This window comes from Blastocatellia bacterium (assembly GCA_025055075.1).
Lineage (GTDB): Bacteria > Acidobacteriota > Blastocatellia > HR10 > HR10 > HR10.
Window position 1 is genome coordinate 12,804 of the sequence record JANWYV010000029.1, and the last position, 17,144, is coordinate 29,947.

14 protein-coding genes are annotated in these 17,144 nt (G+C 60.3%); 4 read left to right on the forward strand and 10 right to left on the reverse strand.

Going from position 1 to position 17,144, the window contains the following annotated elements; all coding sequences use genetic code 11:
• Positions 1-55: 55 nt before the first annotated feature.
• Positions 56-1,486, reverse strand: a complete 1,431-nt coding sequence (locus NZ746_07415; protein ID MCS6817192.1) for a sodium:solute symporter family protein — start codon at positions 1,484-1,486, stop codon at positions 56-58.
• A 672-nt stretch (positions 1,487-2,158) separates the two neighbouring features.
• On the opposite strand from NZ746_07415, the gene rpsU reads away from it, so the two are divergent.
• On the forward strand, positions 2,159-2,359 hold the full coding sequence (rpsU, locus tag NZ746_07420) for a 30S ribosomal protein S21 (protein MCS6817193.1): 201 nt from the start codon (positions 2,159-2,161) through the stop codon (positions 2,357-2,359).
• 92 nt (positions 2,360-2,451) lie between these two features.
• Here the strand turns inward: rpsU and NZ746_07425 are convergent, their stop codons facing one another.
• From NZ746_07425 to NZ746_07445, 5 genes are read right to left on the reverse strand one after another with little or no spacing between them, the layout of a single operon-like run.
• The gene (locus NZ746_07425; GenBank protein MCS6817194.1) at positions 2,452-3,336 is read right to left on the reverse strand and encodes a universal stress protein; all 885 of its coding nucleotides are present in this window, start codon (positions 3,334-3,336) and stop codon (positions 2,452-2,454) included.
• A complete protein-coding gene (locus tag NZ746_07430) occupies positions 3,326-6,595 on the reverse strand; it encodes an efflux RND transporter permease subunit (GenBank protein ID MCS6817195.1) in 3,270 nt (1,089 codons plus the stop codon). Before NZ746_07430 ends, NZ746_07425 begins: the two co-directional genes overlap by 11 nt.
• Before the next feature lie 14 nt (positions 6,596-6,609).
• Positions 6,610-7,815: an efflux RND transporter periplasmic adaptor subunit gene (locus tag NZ746_07435; GenBank protein ID MCS6817196.1), complete on the reverse strand. Its 1,206-nt coding sequence runs from the start codon at positions 7,813-7,815 to the stop codon at positions 6,610-6,612.
• 14 nt (positions 7,816-7,829) lie between these two features.
• Positions 7,830-9,194, reverse strand: a complete 1,365-nt coding sequence (locus NZ746_07440) for a TolC family protein (GenBank protein ID MCS6817197.1) — start codon at positions 9,192-9,194, stop codon at positions 7,830-7,832.
• A gap of 22 nt (positions 9,195-9,216) precedes the next feature.
• The gene (locus tag NZ746_07445) at positions 9,217-9,411 is read right to left on the reverse strand and encodes a DUF2892 domain-containing protein (GenBank protein MCS6817198.1); all 195 of its coding nucleotides are present in this window, start codon (positions 9,409-9,411) and stop codon (positions 9,217-9,219) included.
• A 191-nt stretch (positions 9,412-9,602) separates the two neighbouring features.
• Here NZ746_07445 and NZ746_07450 point away from each other — a divergent pair, with 191 nt between their 5' ends.
• On the forward strand, positions 9,603-10,403 hold the full coding sequence (locus NZ746_07450; GenBank protein MCS6817199.1) for a DUF4198 domain-containing protein: 801 nt from the start codon (positions 9,603-9,605) through the stop codon (positions 10,401-10,403).
• Positions 10,404-10,580: 177 nt separating this feature from the next.
• Here NZ746_07450 and NZ746_07455 read toward each other — a convergent pair whose 3' ends face one another.
• Positions 10,581-12,263 carry a CTP synthase gene (locus NZ746_07455; protein ID MCS6817200.1) on the reverse strand — a complete coding sequence of 561 codons (1,683 nt, stop codon included), beginning with the start codon at positions 12,261-12,263 and terminating at the stop codon, positions 10,581-10,583.
• Between the two features lie 454 nt (positions 12,264-12,717).
• Here NZ746_07455 and NZ746_07460 point away from each other — a divergent pair, with 454 nt between their 5' ends.
• Positions 12,718-13,674, forward strand: coding sequence for a class A beta-lactamase-related serine hydrolase (locus NZ746_07460; GenBank protein MCS6817201.1), 957 nt, complete (start codon positions 12,718-12,720; stop codon positions 13,672-13,674).
• An 18-nt stretch (positions 13,675-13,692) separates the two neighbouring features.
• Here NZ746_07460 and NZ746_07465 read toward each other — a convergent pair whose 3' ends face one another.
• The 3 genes from NZ746_07465 to NZ746_07475 all read right to left on the reverse strand — a co-directional run bounded on the left by NZ746_07465 (position 13,693) and on the right by NZ746_07475 (position 16,291).
• On the reverse strand, positions 13,693-14,850 hold the full coding sequence (locus tag NZ746_07465) for a DUF5009 domain-containing protein (protein ID MCS6817202.1): 1,158 nt from the start codon (positions 14,848-14,850) through the stop codon (positions 13,693-13,695).
• A 395-nt stretch (positions 14,851-15,245) separates the two neighbouring features.
• The gene (locus NZ746_07470; protein MCS6817203.1) at positions 15,246-15,626 is read right to left on the reverse strand and encodes a hypothetical protein; all 381 of its coding nucleotides are present in this window, start codon (positions 15,624-15,626) and stop codon (positions 15,246-15,248) included.
• Positions 15,627-15,691: 65 nt separating this feature from the next.
• Positions 15,692-16,291, reverse strand: a complete 600-nt coding sequence (locus NZ746_07475) for a Fe-Mn family superoxide dismutase (GenBank protein MCS6817204.1) — start codon at positions 16,289-16,291, stop codon at positions 15,692-15,694.
• A 611-nt stretch (positions 16,292-16,902) separates the two neighbouring features.
• On the opposite strand from NZ746_07475, the gene NZ746_07480 reads away from it, so the two are divergent.
• Positions 16,903-17,088, forward strand: coding sequence for a hypothetical protein (locus NZ746_07480; protein ID MCS6817205.1), 186 nt, complete (start codon positions 16,903-16,905; stop codon positions 17,086-17,088).
• Positions 17,089-17,144: the final 56 nt, after the last annotated feature.

Here is a 17,144-nt window from a genome sequence, read left to right on the forward strand (position 1 = left end):
TCACGCGCCCGCATCATAAGGGATAGTGTAGCACATTCAGCGGCGCGCGGCGGGTTCATTGGAAGAACGGTTTCCACTTTTCCTCGGGCGGGGGCGGGGTGAGCAGGCTGCCCACGATCAGACCGAGCAGCGAGATCGCTAGCGCCGGATAGATCGTCTCGATCCCCGTCCGCTCGGTGAGGCCAGCGAAATGCCAAATGAGCGTCACGAGCATCCCGCCGAGGATGGAAGCGATGCCACCGGTTGTTGTGGCGCGCTTCCAGAGGAAGCAGGCCAAAAGCGCTGGCGTGATCCCCACGCCGTACATCGTGTAGGAGAAGAGCGCGGCTCGAAGCACGGTCTCGAAAAATTGGATGAGGATGTACCCCGCGACGCCCAAGGCGATGACCGCGAGGCGGGAGTAGAGCACGATCTGCCGCTCGGTCGCGTGCGGATTGAGGAATCGCTGATAGATGTCTCGAACGATATTGGTGGCGGGAACCAGGAGGAAGCTATCCCCGGTGGAGACGATGATGGCGACGGCCGCCGCCAGCAAGACGCAGCCGGCCACCACGGGAAGGCCTTCGCGCGCCGCGTACAGGAGCACTTGCTCGCTTCGTCCCGCCGCCAGCTCGGGGAAAAGGCTCGAGCCGATGACGGCGAGCACGATGATCATCGTCTCGATGAACACCGTCCCGATGATCCATCCGACGACGGCGTGACGAGCGGCGCGAGCATCGCGAGCGGAGAAGAAGCGCTGATACATGTTGGCCAGACCGAGCATCAGTAGCAGCGTTGGCAGCGCATACGCGAGCGCTTCCGTCACGGTGAAGCGCCCCATGAGGCTCAAGCGTTCGGCGGCGATAGCTTCCCCCCAATGGGCCGTCAGACGCTCTCGCACGCCTTCCCATCCGCCCGCGCGAGCGATGAGGAATGGATAGGCGAAGAAGATGCCTCCGAGCATCAAGATGCCGTTGAAGATGTCCGTGTAGGCGATCGAGAGCAAGCCCGCCGTCGCCGTGAACGCCGTCACGAAGAGGAAGGTGATGAGCGTGCCCGTCCCCGGATCGAGGCCGGTGACGATGTTCAGAACTAATCCACCCGCGCGGAATTGATATGAGGCGATCACCGTATAGGCGACGATCGTCACGAGCGTGCCCAGAAGCCGCGCCCATCGGTTGTAGCGCAATTCGAGGACATCGGGGACGGTCAACTGTTCGAGCTTTCGCGCTCGGCCTGCGATGAAGTAGATCACGATGAGGGCGACCCACACGCCCGCGTCAAACCATAGCGCGGCGAAGCCTTCGCGGTAAGCCAAGCCCGCTCCTGCGATGATCGAGCCCGAGCCGATCCACGTCGCCAGCAGCGTGCCGACGAGCACTGGCGCGCTCAGTTTCCGCCCGGCGACCATGAAATCAACCTCAGTCCTGACGATGCGCGAGGCGTAGAGGCTGACGCCGGTCAGAAAAGTCAAATACACTAAGACGACGCCAAGATAGACGTTCATGAGGCGCTGAGAGTAAGGCAGGACGGGAGGATTTGTCAATAGATAGGCATCGAATCAAAACCGGGAATGCGAATCTTCGCGGAGATCGGCATTGTTCGCCGAGCGCTCTACAATCGCGCCAGGAGATTCTCAGAATGCGAGAGCCAGTCGCTTGTTCATCGTTCACCTTCGTGGTGGTGGTTCACGCGCTCCCAGGGGTGGGCACCACGTCACGGGGCATATGCCCTGTGAGCCATCCGGTGTGAGACGACAACAAAATTCGGACTCGAGCTTGGATTGAGAGCCAGTGACCGGCCATTCTCGTGGCGGGTCAGAGATCATGCGGCGTCGTGTCAATGAGCGTAGCATGCTCTCCTCTTGATTAGGGCGGTCAATTCCGCTATAGGGAAGCGGACTCTCTCTCCCTGTCTGTCGAACCCTCGTGATTCTTCAGGGCCAGGGAGCGGTATGGGCGTAGTAGGGAAAGGCAACGATCTTTCTCGGATCTCGCGCCAACGCTGGCGAGGGCATGTCTGGCCGAAAGGCCGTCGCGTCAGACGAGGTGCTCTCAGCGGACTCGCCGAGAGCTTTTGGGGCACATGGCCCATCTTGCGACGGGGATTTTCTTGACAGAGCGGAGATGGAGCTGATATAAGTTTCCCTTGCAAACGAAGGGTTTTGAGGAGGGAGAGAGTGGCGCTGATCATCGTCAACGAAGGAGAGTCCATCGAGAGCGCTCTTCGGCGCTTCAAGCGGAAGGTGCAGCAGGAGGACATCATCAAAGAGATCAAGAAGCATTCCTTCTACCTGAAGCCGGGCGAGAAGCGGCGATTGAAGGAGGCATTGGCGAGAAAGCGGCTGCGCCGTCGCCTGAAGCGCGAGATGGGAGAGTGAGGACACTGCGACGATCGTCGCATTGAGTTTCTTCCCCCGAGTGTCTTCCCGAGCGGCTGCGTGCCGCTTGTTTTGTGGGCTCTTGAATCTCTTCATTCCCGACCCGGGACGACGAGCACGGGGCAGGGCGCATGTCGGGTGACGCGCACGGTCGTCGTCCCGATCACGGTTGCGTCGAAGAAGCGCTTATGATGGGCTCCCAGGACGATCATATCGCTTCCGAGGGCGCGCGCCGTCTCGATGATTTGCTCCGCGGCATTCCCGCGTCGGATGAGCTCTTTCATTTGGCAGTGCGCGCGTACGTCTTCCGGAACCCATTCGCAGAGGCGAGCGAGCGCCTCCCGGTCGGAGGCTTTTTGTGCCTCGTCCTCCAAAACGTGCACGACCGTGAGTTCCGCGTTAAAGCACCGGGCGATGGCGACGGCATGCTGCAGGGCCGTGCGCGCGATGGGCGTGTAATTCACTGGGCATAGGAGATGCCGGACGGAGACGTGGGGGGTCGGCAATGCCTCTGCCTTGTATCGAATGGTCAGCACGGGTCGGTCGCTCTCTCTCAGAACGCGCTCGGTGACCGAACCGAGCATCACGCGGCTCAGTCCGCTGCGTCCATGAGTGCCCATGACGATCAGGTCGGCCTCGCGTTGCCGAGCGGTTTCGAGAATCGCTCGCGCAGGGGTGTCCTCCACGAGCAGGGGTTCCACATCGGGCTCCGTCCCCACGACGTTTCGCACGTATTCGGTGAGATAGCGACGCGTCGCCGCCTTCGTGCGCTCCAGGGCTTGGAGCATTTCCTCGAACTGTCCCGCCGTGAGATAAGGAGGGGGGAGGAAAGGATCGGCATGCATCACCAGTAGCGAGGCCTTCGAGCAGCGGGCTAGTTCCGCCGCGTACCGGAGGGCGAACGTCGCTAGCTCGCTGAAATCCGTCGGACAGAGGATACGTCGTGGGGGAAAGATGGCCGTGGAATCAGTGGTCATAGGTTGCCTCCATTCTCGTCTCGCCAAGCCCCGTGGGCTCTCCCGCCGGTCGCTCAAGCGCGCGCTGCTCGCTCAGGTAATAAAGCACGGGCACGGCCATGCGCGAGAGCAAGAGCGACGCCACCTCGCCGGCCATGAGCGAGAGGGCGAGCCCTTGAAAGATGGGATCGAAGAGAATGACGGCTGAGCCGACGACAACAGCCGCCGCCGTCAACATCATGGGACGGAAGCGCACGGCGCCCGCTTCGATCACGGCTTCGGCTAGGGGGACGCCCTGTCGCCGTCGAAGCTCGATGAAGTCGACGAGGATGATGGAATTCCGCACGACGATACCCGCCCCTGCGATGAAGCCGATCATCGAGGTGGCGGTGAAGAAGGCATTGAGCGCCGCGTGCGCCGGCAAGATCCCCACGAGGGAGAAGGGGATAGCGGCCATGATCGTGAGCGGGGTCTTGAAGGATTGGAACCATCCGACCACGAGGATATAAATGAGCACGAGGACGGCGGCGAAGGCCAAGCCGAGATCGCGGAAGACTTCGTAGGTGATGTGCCATTCTCCATCCCACTTCATCGCGTAGCGATCGGCGAGGAACGGTTGGCGCGCGACGTAACGTTCGAGCCGATATCCTTCGGGGAGACGCAATTCCTCGATGGCGCGGTTGAGCTTCAGGATGGCGTAGACCGGACTCTCCTCTTCGCCCGCCACGTCGGCGGTCACATAGACGACGGGCATCAGGTTCTTATGGTAAATGCTCTTGTCGGCTACGACCTCTTCAACCCGCACCAGTTCGCTGAGGGGAACGAGCCGGCCTGTCGCTCCCGCGAGTTTCAACGAGAGCAAGTCGGTCAAACTGGAGCGCTCCTCGCGAGGCAAACGGAGGACGATCGGCACGTCTTCCTTCTCCGATGCCTGATGGAGCAGGCCGACGGGGAGCCCCTCCAACGCCAATCGCAGGGTTCGCGTGACCTGCTCGGTTGAGATCCCATTGAGGGCCGCTTTCTCTTTGTCCACGACGAAGCGATATTTGGGCTGATCATCCTCGACGAACCAGTCCACATCCACGACGCCCGGCGTGCGCTCGAAGAGTTCGCGGATCTGGCGCGCGATTTCGATCTGGCGCGTGTAATCGGGGCCGTAGACTTCGGCGACGAGCGTTTGCAACACGGGGGGGCCCGGAGGGACTTCGGCGATCTTCACCCGCGCCCCGTATCGCGCGGCGATCTCCTGAATCGGCGGACGTACGCGCCGCGCGATGTCGTGGCTTTGCGCCTCGCGCTCGCCTTTCGGCATGAGGTTCACCTGAATGTCCGCCACGTTCGGCCCTCGCCGGAGGAAATAGTGGCGCACCAGTCCATTGAAATTATGCGGGGCGGCCGTCCCGATATACATCTGCAGATCGGTCACTTCCGGCACCGTGCGCAAGTACTCGCCGATCTCCCGCGTGACGCGAGCCGTGTGTTCCAGCGTCGTCCCCTCTGGCATGTCGATGATGATTTGAAACTCGCTTTTGTTATCGAAGGGGAGCATCTTCACGCGCACGACCTTCAGAGGCAGCAGCGCGAGCGAAGCGAGCAGCAAGACGAGGACGCCGAGGAGAAATCCTATGCGCCAGCGCCGATTGTGGATCAGCGGGGTCATCGCTCGGCGATAGAGGCGCGTCGTCCATCCCTCTTCGTGCGTCGTCACTCCGGCTTCGCGGGGGAGGAAGCGCAAACTCGCCCATGGGGTCACGATGAAGGCCACAAGCAGAGAGAAGAGCATGGCCGCCGAGGCCCCGATCGGGATCGGGCGCATATAAGGCCCCATCAATCCGCGGACGAAGGCCATGGGCAGGATCGCCGCGATCACGGTGAGCGTCGCCAGGATTGTGGGATTTCCCACCTCATCCACGGCCCTCACGATGACCTCGCGGATCGGGCGACCGCGATTCTCCGGCAAGCGGTAGTGGCGAATGATGTTCTCAACGACGACGATCGCATCATCCACCAGGATGCCGATCGAGAAGATGAGGGCGAACAGGGTCACTCGATTGAGCGTGTATCCGGACAGGTAGAAGACGGCGAGCGTGAGCGCGAGCGTCACCGGGATGGCGATGGCGACGATCCCGGCTTCGCGCAGGCCGAGCGCCAGTCCAATGAGCGCGGAGACCGAGAGGACGGCGATCAGCATGTGGAAGAGCAGTTCGTTCGATTTCTCCGTCGCCGTCTCTCCGTAATTGCGCGTGACGGTGATCTGCACATCGTTCGGGATGAGCGTCCCGCGCAACGCCGTGACCTTCGCGAGCACGCGATCCGCGATCTCAATGGCGTTCGTTCCCTTTCGCTTCGCAATGGAGAGCGTGACCGCTGGCCAGATCCCTTCGCGAGGTCCTCCTGTCGTCCCGAGCTGATGACTGAATCGGGCGGCCGGACCATGCGCGAAGAGGACGTAGTCGGCGGGCTCTTCCGGTCCGTCCACGATCCGCGCAACGTCGCGCAGATATACGGGACGATCGCCGAAAACCCCGACGACGATGCGGCTGACGTCCTCGGCGTTTTGCAGGAAGCCGCCCGTTTCGACGAGAAGCTCTCGGTTCCCCGTGGAGAAACTTCCCGCGGGCAGTTGCTGATTCGCTTGCTCCACGCGCCACGCCACGAGCGCGGGATCCAGATGATAAGCCGCCAGGCGCGCCGGATCGAGCAACACGCGCACCTGCCGACGCTGTCCTCCGATGATCTTCACCTCTGAGACGTCTTCGATCTCCTTGATCTGATCATGAAGTTGAGCGGCTAACCGTCGCAGCGTGAAGTGATCGTAGCGTTCGCTCCAGAGCGTGAGCGCCAGGATCGGCACATCATCAATGGAGCGCGGCTTGATGAGCGGCGGGCTCGCTCCTGGGGGGATGAGATCGAAGTTGGCGAACATCTTCTGATTGAGCCGCACGATGCTGCGCTCTTCGTCTTCGCCCACGCGAAACCGAACGATGGCCAGTGCATATCCCGGAGCCGAGGTCGAATAGATGTACTCGACGCCGGGGATCTCCCAGAGCAGTTTCTCCATCGGCTTGGTCACGCGCTCTTCCACTTCGCGCGCGGATGCGCCGGGCATCTGGACGAAGATGTCGATCATGGGGACGACGATCTGCGGCTCCTCTTCGCGGGGCAGAAGCCACGTCGCGCCCGCGCCCAGCAGGATCGCCGCCGCCATCAGCAGCGGAGTGAGTTTAGAATCGCTGAAGGCGTGCGCCAATTTTCCGGCGAGCCCAAGGCCGTTCCTCATCCTTCACCCTCTCCTTACGGTTGCACGCGACTTCCCTCACGAACGACGTGAGGATTTTCTGCGACGATTCGCTCCCCCTCCGTGAGTCCTGAGAGGACTTCCACGCGATCGCCATGGACCTTCCCCAGCGTGATGAGGCGAAATCGCACCTGGTTTGAATCCTCCACGACATACACACCGATCAACTGGCCGCGTTCGAGAACAGCCGCTCGGGGGATCGTGATCGCGCGCCGCTGTCCGATCCGAAATCGCGCCTTTCCATAAAGTCCCGACCGGAGCGCGGCGGCCCTATCGGTCGGCAGATCCACTTTCACCGTGTAGCTGCGACTCATGGGATCAGCCGCGGGGATGATCTCGGCGACGCGCCCGAGAAGCGGAGACGACCCTAAGGCATCAATCTCCACAGGCACGGCGTCTCCTAAGCGCACGGCCGCGATCTGCGACTCGGGGACGGTGACCTCCAAGCGATATCGGGTGTCGTCCTCGATGGTGAGCAGTGGCGTGCCTGGCGTCGCGAGCATGCCCACCTCGATCGACTTCGCCGTGACCAGGCCGGTTATGGGGGCGGTCACGCGCGTGTGGGTGAGAGCGACCTGCGCGGCGGTCAGATCAGCTCGCGCCTGCTCGATCTTGGCCGCGACTTGCTCGCGCTTCGCGCGAAGCGAGCGGAGCAGTTCATCGGCGCGCTCGACCTCAGCCATCGCCGCTCGATAACGCGCCCGCACCTCATCGAACTCTTGTGCGCTCACCGAACGGCGTTCGAGCAAAGCCTCGTAGCGGCGAAATGTCGCCGCGGCCAGATCCGCGTGTGCGCGCGCAGCCTCGCGCGCCGATTCTGCCGCGCGGATGGCGCGTTCGATCTCTTCCCGTGCGTTTTCGGCCTCGCGCCATCCCGCTTCAGCCTTACGCACCTGCGCCTGCGCCTCGCGGTCATCGAGCTGGACGAGGACTTGGCCCGATCGCACTCGATCCCCCTCTCGGACGAGGACGGCGAGGACGTGACCTACGACCTTTGCCGAGAGCACGACCGTCGTTCGGGAGCGCACGGTGCCCACGGCCTCATAGACGTCTTCGATGGGAGTTTTCGTCACCGTCTCCACGCGCGCTTTCACGACGGCAGGTGGGCGATCGGCCGCCGCTTCTTCCCGCTGCCCGCAGGATGCGGCGGCGAGCGCGAGCGCACTTGTGAGGAGCAGAAGTCGCTGCGGATGTCTCTTCATGATGTCCTTCCTCCTCAGATGAACGGTCGGATGTCGGTCAATCGTCCGGTGGCCAACAACACGGTAGCATACCCGACGACGTACTCGTATCGCGCCGTGAGCGCGTTCATCCGGGCGCGGACGAGCGCCGTCTGCGCCCGCAGCACTTCGGTGATCGTCGTCAGCCCTTCCTGGTGCCGATCTTGGACGATCCGGAGCGCTTCTTCGGCCTGTTGAACGGCCCGCGCCGCGACCACCAATCGTTCGCGCGCCGAACGATAGTGTTCGAATGCGCGCACGACGTCCAGGCGAATTTGGTTGACGAGTTGTTCCGTCTCCGCTTCGGTCAGTGCGAGCGCGGCGCGCGCCTGTCGCACGCGAGCCGCGCGCCCCCCATCGAACACCTCGAACGTGAGGCTCGCACCTATCGTGTAATCGGCGCTTCCGCTCAGCAGCCCGCGCCCGGTCGCGCCCACGGTGGCGAAGAGGTCAAGTCGTGGGAGATATTGCCCGAGAGCGCCGCGCACGCCGTGCTCGCGGGAGCGCACGGCCAACCGAGCCCGCACGAGGTCGGGGCGGTGCTGCAGGGCGAGACGCATCAGCTCCTCTGGCCCCTCCACTTCGAACGTGCGCTCGATCAGCTGTCCTACCACGCGGTGTGGGGCAGTCACCGGAAGTCCCAACGCCGTATTCAGCCCCGCGCGCGCCGTCACCACATCTCCATCGGCCTGGATCAGCTGTTGGCGAAATTCGGCCAGTTGCACTTCCGCCGCCAAGACGTCTGAGATGACGACCAATCCCGCCTCGAACATAGCGCGAATGCGTTGCACATCGGCTTCGGCCATGCGCACGGCCTCATCAGCTACGCGCTGGCGTGCCTCGGCCGAGAGCACGTTATAGTAGGCTCGAATCACCTCGAAGCGGATCTGCTGCTCGATCCAGGCCGCTTGGGCGTCCGCGCGGCGCACCTCCTCTTCGGCTTGCGCGTGGCGCGTCTCCGTCTGCCAACGGTCGAAGAGAGGGACGCGCAGCGTCAGCGCTGTGCGAAAGACATTGAGCGACGGAGGGTGATTCAAAAAGCGGAGATCGAAATTCGCTGGCCCAAAACGCGCTTGCTCCAGGAGCGAGCCGAAGACAAAAACGGGGTTGTTCCCGTTGGAGAACGTCTCGCTGAACTGCACGATGGGGAATCGAGCGGCGCGCGCTTCTGCGATTTGGGCGTCGGCGATCTCACGCCCGGCGATCGCCATCCGCGCTAGCGGGTTCCGCTGTAGCGCGATCTCCACGGCGCGTGGCAGCGTCAGCTCCTCCTCTCCGCCTTGCGCGCGGATCGCTTGGGACGAAGTCACGCTCACGAGCCCCGCGAGGATGCTCGTTCCGATCCGTCTCCACCGCCTCATGCGTCTCCTCCCCAAGTCGTGCTCACGAGCTGCTCCTCACGCCGAGCCGCCGGAGGAATGTCATCATCGGGCACCAATTGGTGAACGCCGACTGAATCAAATTGAGCGCCACGAAGCCGGTGAAGAGAAACCAGTAAGGGCTGTGAACGTAGCCCAGAAGCAGGCTCGCGAGCACGAAACTGCCCGCGATCAGACGCAGATACCGTTCGACGGTCATGGCGGTCTCCCTCCTTCCCGATTGATCGTTCACGCTCTGAATGATCCAAAACAGGGCGAGAGGTTTCAGCGAGGTGGGGAATGGCGGTGCGCTGCCGTGCGTGGCTTGACTTTCCCGAAGGCCTCTGGGATCATGAAGGCCATCCGAAGCCGAGCTGAATCGCGGGAAATCCAAAGGGACGGAGGGAGGCGATGAAGTGCGCGAGCTATGCGATCCTCCTCCTGTTTGGGGGAGGCGGTTTAGTTTTCGCTCATGACCTTTTCTTGAAGCTGGACGCCTACGTCCTGGCGCCACGCGCCCGAGCGCGGGTGTGGGTCTTCAACGGGACGTTCGAGCGGAGCGAAGCGACCGTCGCGCGCAATCGTGTCGTCGAGATCGCTCTGCTCACGCCTGGAGGCAGGCGACATGTTTCGGTGGAGAAGTGGCAAGAGGAAAGCGTGCATTCGCTGTTCGAGATAGAGACGGAGGAAGCGGGCACGTATGTGGTGGGTGTGGCGCTGGCGCCTCGAGAGATCACGCTGACGGCTGAACAATTCAATGCCTACCTCGAACATGAAGGACTTTTGGACGTGCTCGCCTGGCGCCGTCAAAGAGGAGAACTGAACAAAGGGGCGCGCGAGCGTTACACGAAATACGCGAAGATGATCTTCCAAGTGGGCGAGCGGCGGACGGACACCTTCCGGCAACCGTTCGGTTATCCGGTGGAGATTCTGTTGGAAGGACATCCGTCGGATTTGCGAGTGGGAGGAGTACTGAGGGTGAGGTGTCTGAAAGACGGACGACCGCTTCCGCAGCAAGTAGTGCTGGCCGGATGGGAAGGCGGGCAGCCGCTGAGCGCGCGGACGGATGCCGAGGGGATCGCCCGTTTTGAAATCAAAAAGGCCGGAAAGTGGTACGTCAAATTCATTCACATCGTGCCCATCTCCGAGGCCAATCTCGATTACGAATCCTGGTGGGCGACGTTGACGTTTGAGGTCAGGCCGCGATCGTGAGGTGAAGGTCCTTCCTCGGCCTCACGATATTGGGAGAGCGACGAGGGGCCAAGAGACAGCTTCGGCGCGCGAGGTTTACCCCAGTTCCCAAAATGTCGGGAAGAAGGCTCACTTTGGACGAGTTCGACCCGTTCTCTAGCGAGGTTTCGGTGGAAGCGATGGCGTTTTGAAGAGACGTCACATCCGGGGATGGGGGGGACGCGCGTCCATGAGGTCGGCCTCCGCGCGGACAGACTCTGCCTCCGGTTCTGTCACCTCCGAACGGAGCCGATGTTGATAAGCCGTCCGCACGAAGCTCACAAACAGCGGATGCGGCTGCAAAGGCTTCGACTTGTATTCCGGATGGAATTGGCAACCGAGGAACCACGGATGATCCGGCAGCTCGATGATCTCCACAAAGCGTCCATCGGGGGATTTGCCGGAGAAGACCATCCCGTGGGCGGCGAAGAGGTCCTCGTATTCGGGATTGAACTCATAGCGATGGCGATGGCGCTCGCTGATCTCCTCCTGTCCGTAGATGCGGGCGGCCAGCGTACCAGGGCGCAAGCGGCACGGGTAGGCGCCCAAGCGCATTGTGCCCCCCATCTGCTCTACGCCGAGCAGATCGCGCAGCTTATAGAAGATGCGATGCGGGGTCTCGGGATTGAACTCCGTGCTATCGGCATCCTCCAAGCCGCAAACGTTCCGCGCGAATTCGATGCAGGCGCACTGCATGCCCAGGCAGATGCCAAAAAAGGGCGTCTTCGTCCGCCGCGCGTAGGTGATGGCTTTGAGCATCCCAGCGATGCCCCGCTTACCGAAGCCCCCGGGGACGAGGATCCCATCCACATCGCGCAACCGATCTTCCCACTGCTCATCGGCGACGAGATGTTCCGCTTCGATCCAGCGGATGTTCACGCGCAGGTTATTGGCCACGCCTCCGTGTACGAGCGCCTCGCGTAAGCTCTTGTAGGAATCTTCCAATTGTACGTATTTGCCCACGATGCCGATGGTCACGCTGTCGGCCGGATGCTTGATCGCCTCGACCAGTTTCACCCACTCGCGCAGATCGCTCTCGCCGGCCGGCAGCTTCAGCATGCGGAGGATCAGATCGTCCAGGCCTTGCTTAGCGAATTCCAGAGGAACTTCGTAGATGGATTCTACGTCGAGCGCCGCGATCACCGCTTCTTCTGAGACGTTGCAGAAGAGGGCGATCTTCGACTTCACGTCGGGGGGCAGCGGACGACTCGTGCGGCAGAGGAGGATATCGGGCTGAATACCGATGGCGCGCAGCTCCTTGACCGAATGCTGCGTGGGCTTGGTCTTCAGTTCTCCAGCCGTGCGAATATACGGGACGAGCGTCAAGTGCACGAAGATGGCATTCGAGCGTCCGACCTCGTTGCCCAATTGGCGGATCGCTTCTAAGAAAGGTTGCGATTCGATGTCGCCCACTGTGCCACCGATCTCGACGATGACGACGTCTGCGCCTTCGGAGATCTGTCGGATCGCCCCTTTGATCTCGTCGGTGATATGGGGGATGACCTGCACGGTCTTGCCGAGGAAGTCGCCGCGTCGCTCCTTCTCGATGACCGACAGGTAGATGCGCCCGGTCGTCCAGTTGTTCGCCTGCGTCATGCGAGCGCTGGTGAATCGTTCGTAGTGGCCGAGGTCGAGATCGGTTTCTGCCCCGTCATCGGTGACGTAGACTTCGCCATGCTGAAAGGGCGACATGGTGCCGGCATCCACATTGATATAGGGGTCGAACTTTTGCAGCGTCACGCGCAATCCCCGTGCCTCCAGCAAGCGCCCGATCGAAGCGGCCGCGATCCCTTTCCCCAAGCTCGAAACGACCCCGCCCGTGACGAAGATGTATTTCGCCATAGCGTCGTCCTCCTCTCATTCTACAGGCCGCGACCAGCCTGTCAAGAATCTGGAAGGGTGTGCGGCTTTCTGCTGAAGGGGCGTTTCCCCACCGGTCGGTCCGAAGGCCAAGCTATTCCTCCTCTCACTCCCGGCGAGCGACGTCCTTCATAGTTCGAGGAGAGGAGCGCTCAATCGCGCTGGAGCGCGACTGGGACGCCTTCATTGAATTCGAAGAATCGGTAGTCCTCCTCCGGCTCACGTATTCGAATTGTGGTCGTTTGTCCAACTGTCATCCCAACTTTTGCATATCCCGTGAGGGATGGGGCGCCGCGTGACTTGAGCCCTGGAGTTGTCTCCGCTGCCTGAATGCCATCCGTAAGGCCTCTGGCAAAGACGTTCGCCATCGGTTCTGGCGAGAGGGCGGGGATATAATACCGTCCTTCGGGGGAGAATCTCGCGGAGGGATGAGAAAATGATGCGCCAACGGATGATTCGACTTTGGACTTCGGTCCGGCACGGGACCTTCGCCATTACGCTGGTCCTCATCGGATTTCCGATTCAGCACGAGAATGTGAAGATCGTTCGCGAAAAGACCGAGGCGCGGCTTCGGGAGATCGTTGCCAGTGCACGCGGGGCAATGGGGCTTGTCGCGGTGGACCTGATGAGCGGAGAGCGGCTGGCCATCAACGAGAACCTCGCGTTTCCGCAGGGGAGTGCGATCAAGATCCCCATTCTCATGGAGGTCTACAAACAGGCGCACGAAGGGCGCTTCCGATTGGCGGATCGACGGCGTATCGAGAAAGCACAGATGGTCGGTGGAAGCGGAATCCTGAAGGAATTCGGCGATGGGATGTCGGAGTTGAGCATCTACGACCTGTGCGTGCTCATGATCGTATTGAGCGACAATACGGCGACCAATATGCTCATTGACCTCGTCGGGATGGAGAACGTCAATCGGACCATGGCCTCCTTGGGACTCGTACGAACGCGTCTGCAGCGGAAGATGATCGACCCGGCGGCGTCGGCGCGCGGTGAGGAGAATCTCTCGACGCCGGCCGAAGCAGCGCGCTTGATGGAGATCCTCTATCGCGGCGAGTTCGTCAGTCGCGAGGTTTGCGAGCAGATTCTCGCCATCTTGAAGAAACCGAAGCGAACGGCCGTGAGTTCGGGATTGCCCTCCGAAGTACCCGTGGCCTCGAAGCCAGGGGGCATCCCCGGTGTCTCGACCGAATGGGCGATCGTCTATCTCAAAGAACGCCCCTACGTGCTCGTCATCATGGAGAATTATGGGATGGGCGACGAGGCCTCTACGGCCTTCCGAGACATCTCGCGAACCGTGTACGAGTATTTCTGGCGATTGGGAAGAGCGACGCGCTACGGGACGTATGTGGATCCGGCGCTCTTGAAACGAGAAGGTCAGAAGGATTGAGCCTTACCGGTTTTCCGTTCAGATCTTAATGAAGATGCGCTTGCGGTAGAGGAAGGCCATCGGCGCGAGCCAAGCCATCGTATAGGCCAATGCGAAGAAGAGCGATCCTTGCCAGGGGCCAGCCCACGAGGCGAAGAGAGTTTCGTACAGGTAGGTTTTCAGGGGGACGGAGGTGCCATCCGGTCGAGTGACCTTGTACAATACCATTAAACGTGCCACCAGCCCTGAGAGCACGAAGACAGTGATTGGATTCATCCCGAAGATGAGGAACGGAACGAGCGGTCGGCGAATCCCTCTCACTTCGACCAACCAGACACAGGCAGCGAGGAAGAGCAACGCCATCCCCGCAGTGAAGAGGGCATAAGAGCTGGTCCAGAGGTTCTTGTTGATCGGAAACCACAGGTTCACCACCTGTCCGAGAACGATGCCGATGATTCCTGCGCCGATGAGTCCGAGCACCTTCTTCGGCATCGTCCTGGGCGAAGTGAGCCAGTGGGCGGTCAAAACGCCAAGGAGCGTCGTGGCGATGGCTGGGATCGTGCTCAAGATCCCCTCGGGATCCCAGGTCGGCCGATAGAGGTGCCCAGAGAGGAGCCGGGAATCCAAATAGGACGCGAGATTCATCTCTTTTTCGAGAATGCCCGCTCCGTATCCAGGGACCGGCACGAGCTTCATGATTGCCCAATAGGCAGCAAGCAGTGCGACGGCCGCGATGGCTTGTCCTTTGACCTTCGTCTTCATGACGATAAGGGCAGCGAAGAAGTAGCACAAAGCGATGCGTTGCAGGACGCCGGGGATGCGAATCCGCGAGAGATCGAAATGGGGAAAACCGTTCAGCAACAGGCCAAGAGCGAACAGAATGACCGTGCGGCGGACGATGTGCCCCCAAATCGCCCACTGGCTCTCGCTGCGAGCCAGGCGCCGTCTAATTGCCAGTGGGATGGCCACGCCCATGATGAAGAGGAAGAAGGGGAAGATCAAATCCGTTGGCGTCCATCCGTGCCATTCGGCATGCGCTAGCGGCGGATAGACGTAGTTCCAACTTCCCGGATTGTTCACCACAATCATACCCGCAATGGTGATTCCACGAAAGACGTCGAGCGAGATCATCCGTTCGCCCGTCGAGGCGATCACAGGCGAGTCAAAAGGCTGGGATGCCGACTGAATATCTCCCAAGGCTCATCATCCTCGCTGTCACTGTTTCAACGCGGGGATATCTTACGCGAGAGCTTCAGGGGAAATCAAGAGAGGGCCGTTCTCCTTGGCAGTTCGGAGATTGATTTAGGAAAGCCAACCACGGGGCCAATATGCGATTTCTCACCGTTGGAGGATTCTCGAGTCTGATAATGGTCAATGAAGCTTTTGGTTTGGATCGCGGATCTCCTTAGGGGGAGGAAGAGGGAGAGCTATCGCTCATCTCTTGGTAATCGCCGCTTTTGTCTAGTAACACGAAGAGCAACGGCGATCGGTAGATCAAAGCGGCAAGATCCAAGCATTGGGCCCACCACTATTGTGCCCACTCAACTACAGATCCGAACATAGGGCGTCTTAGGGTCGTCTTAGGGTCGTCTTCACCAACAGCAGCGGCAGTGATGCCTCCAGCTCCACCGCGGTTGAGGCACAGGTTGAACGCTGTCTGAACGCTGCCCGCGGCTCACGGTCACGGGTTCCGACTGCTTCTCCTGCATCGCATGGATGACGTCCTCTGGCACGTTAGCCTTCTTCAGAGCGATCAAACCATCCGTGCTGAGATCGAAATCAACCCGTGAGGCTTCGATCTTTCGGATGATCGTTTCCGCGGTCAGCCCGGCGTTCACCATCTTGATGATACTTTCGTTAGTCAGCACTTCCTGTTGCTGCCCCGACGAGTTCCTGGATTGACCGAGAAGAGCCGGAGGCAAAAGTGCCAGGAATAATATGAGAGCGACGAATGACCTTCGCTTCGTAATCATGGTTCTTCCTCCTTACTTAACTTAGAATTTGACGAATTCGATCTTTTTCGTCAAGCTGCCCGGCATCACGTGAGTCTCGGCGCTTGGTCGAATCTCCGGGCGACTACTGTCCAATCAATGGCCTTGAAGAACGCCTCGATATAGTCGGCCCGCCGGAGATCATAATCAACCATGTAGGCGTGCTCGAAGACATCCATGACGAGCAAGGGAATCGTCCCGGCGAGATGACCCACATCATGCTCATTGATCCACGTATTGAACGTTCGGTTGGCCATCGGATCAAGAGCCAGAACGACCCAACCGATACCTCTCATGGTGCCTGTGGCTTTGAAATCCCGTTCCCAGTTTTCGTATGAACCGAAATCTTCGACGAGTTTTTTCCAGAGCGTGGAATCTCGCTCGAGCGCCCGGCCACCCTTGACCATGTTACCGAAATAATATTCGTGCCATCGCATACCGTTGAACTCCCAGCCGAACCGGCGTTTCAATTCAGCATATTCGGGCGTCCCGGTTTTTCCTTCTTTCGACAGGGCGCTCAGAGCTTCAGCGAGCTTATTGGTATTGGCCACATACCCCTGATAAAGGGCGAAGTGATTTTTCAAGAGCCGGTCACTGAATCCCGGCGTCCCCAGCAGATGATCGAAGTTTTTCGCTTGGTAAGCCATAGTCGCCTCCCGAGTCAAGTTTCTTGCTGGATCGACTTTGAGAACGTCGATCCCAGGAAGTGAGATCAACAAAGCTGAGCCACATTTGAGAAATTCGCGTCGGGTCGTCATCATAGCAACCTCCCTTTGGGCTTCGAAGGTGGAACCGACACCCAGGGACGTGATTCAAGACATGCGGGATTGATCCCCGAGGCATTGCTCCCCAAAGGGAGCTCCCGGCCGAGTAGATCAAGCAAGGTGGTAAAGAGAGGTGAATCTTCCTCGAAGAGGGTGAGAGCAGCCTGGCGAAGCCAGTGGTCATGACGTTGCCCAACACAACCCAACATAGCAGAGCCAACGATTCATGCTAACACCATTTTCTCAGTAGCACAAAAAGTGGATCGGTCGGTGCTGCCGATCTCTTATGTAAGAAGGGATCAAGTAAGGTCACTGGTCAGCTTCGCTCGCTCCATTTATGGTTGATCACCCTCACGATGACCAGCTGCGTTTCTGGGAGGATGAAAAGATGGCATCTCGGAGGTGAGGAGGTGGCGAAGGGTAATCTTCTGCTTCCGGTCCTGCTTCCACTTCGGGTAAGACTCTTAATTTTACCTTTGGTGATGAGGCGTTCGATGGAAAGATTCGCAACGGATTTTGTGATAGATGTGGTCGAGCTTTGGAGAGCGCAGATCGGCTGGGCGCAGCTGGTTGCCGTAATCAGCAGCGGCATCGCCCTCTTCAACGTCACCAAGGTATTCATGCCGCACCCGCATAACAGCATAACAGATTTGCACTGTGTTCACGCGTCCGAGATGTAGCCCCAGGAGCCTCGAAAGGTCAAGATATACCGATAGGGAGGGCCGAGGGACTCGAC

Bases quoted from the DNA above. Each gene is read 5' to 3' on its own strand.
- NZ746_07430 (MCS6817195.1), bottom strand. From the start codon at position 6,595: ATGAGGAACGGCCTTGGGCTCGCCGGAAAATTGGCGCACGCCTTCAGC.
- NZ746_07470 (MCS6817203.1), bottom strand. From the start codon at position 15,626: ATGATTACGAAGCGAAGGTCATTCGTCGCTCTCATATTATTCCTGGCA.
- NZ746_07450 (MCS6817199.1), top strand. From the start codon at position 9,603: ATGAAGTGCGCGAGCTATGCGATCCTCCTCCTGTTTGGGGGAGGCGGT.
- NZ746_07475 (MCS6817204.1), bottom strand. From the start codon at position 16,291: ATGGCTTACCAAGCGAAAAACTTCGATCATCTGCTGGGGACGCCGGGA.
- NZ746_07455 (MCS6817200.1), bottom strand. From the start codon at position 12,263: ATGGCGAAATACATCTTCGTCACGGGCGGGGTCGTTTCGAGCTTGGGG.
- NZ746_07425 (MCS6817194.1), bottom strand. From the start codon at position 3,336: ATGACCACTGATTCCACGGCCATCTTTCCCCCACGACGTATCCTCTGT.
- NZ746_07480 (MCS6817205.1), top strand. From the start codon at position 16,903: ATGGAAAGATTCGCAACGGATTTTGTGATAGATGTGGTCGAGCTTTGG.
- NZ746_07460 (MCS6817201.1), top strand. From the start codon at position 12,718: ATGATGCGCCAACGGATGATTCGACTTTGGACTTCGGTCCGGCACGGG.
- NZ746_07435 (MCS6817196.1), bottom strand. From the start codon at position 7,815: ATGAAGAGACATCCGCAGCGACTTCTGCTCCTCACAAGTGCGCTCGCG.
- NZ746_07415 (MCS6817192.1), bottom strand. From the start codon at position 1,486: ATGAACGTCTATCTTGGCGTCGTCTTAGTGTATTTGACTTTTCTGACC.
- NZ746_07440 (MCS6817197.1), bottom strand. From the start codon at position 9,194: ATGAGGCGGTGGAGACGGATCGGAACGAGCATCCTCGCGGGGCTCGTG.
- NZ746_07445 (MCS6817198.1), bottom strand. From the start codon at position 9,411: ATGACCGTCGAACGGTATCTGCGTCTGATCGCGGGCAGTTTCGTGCTC.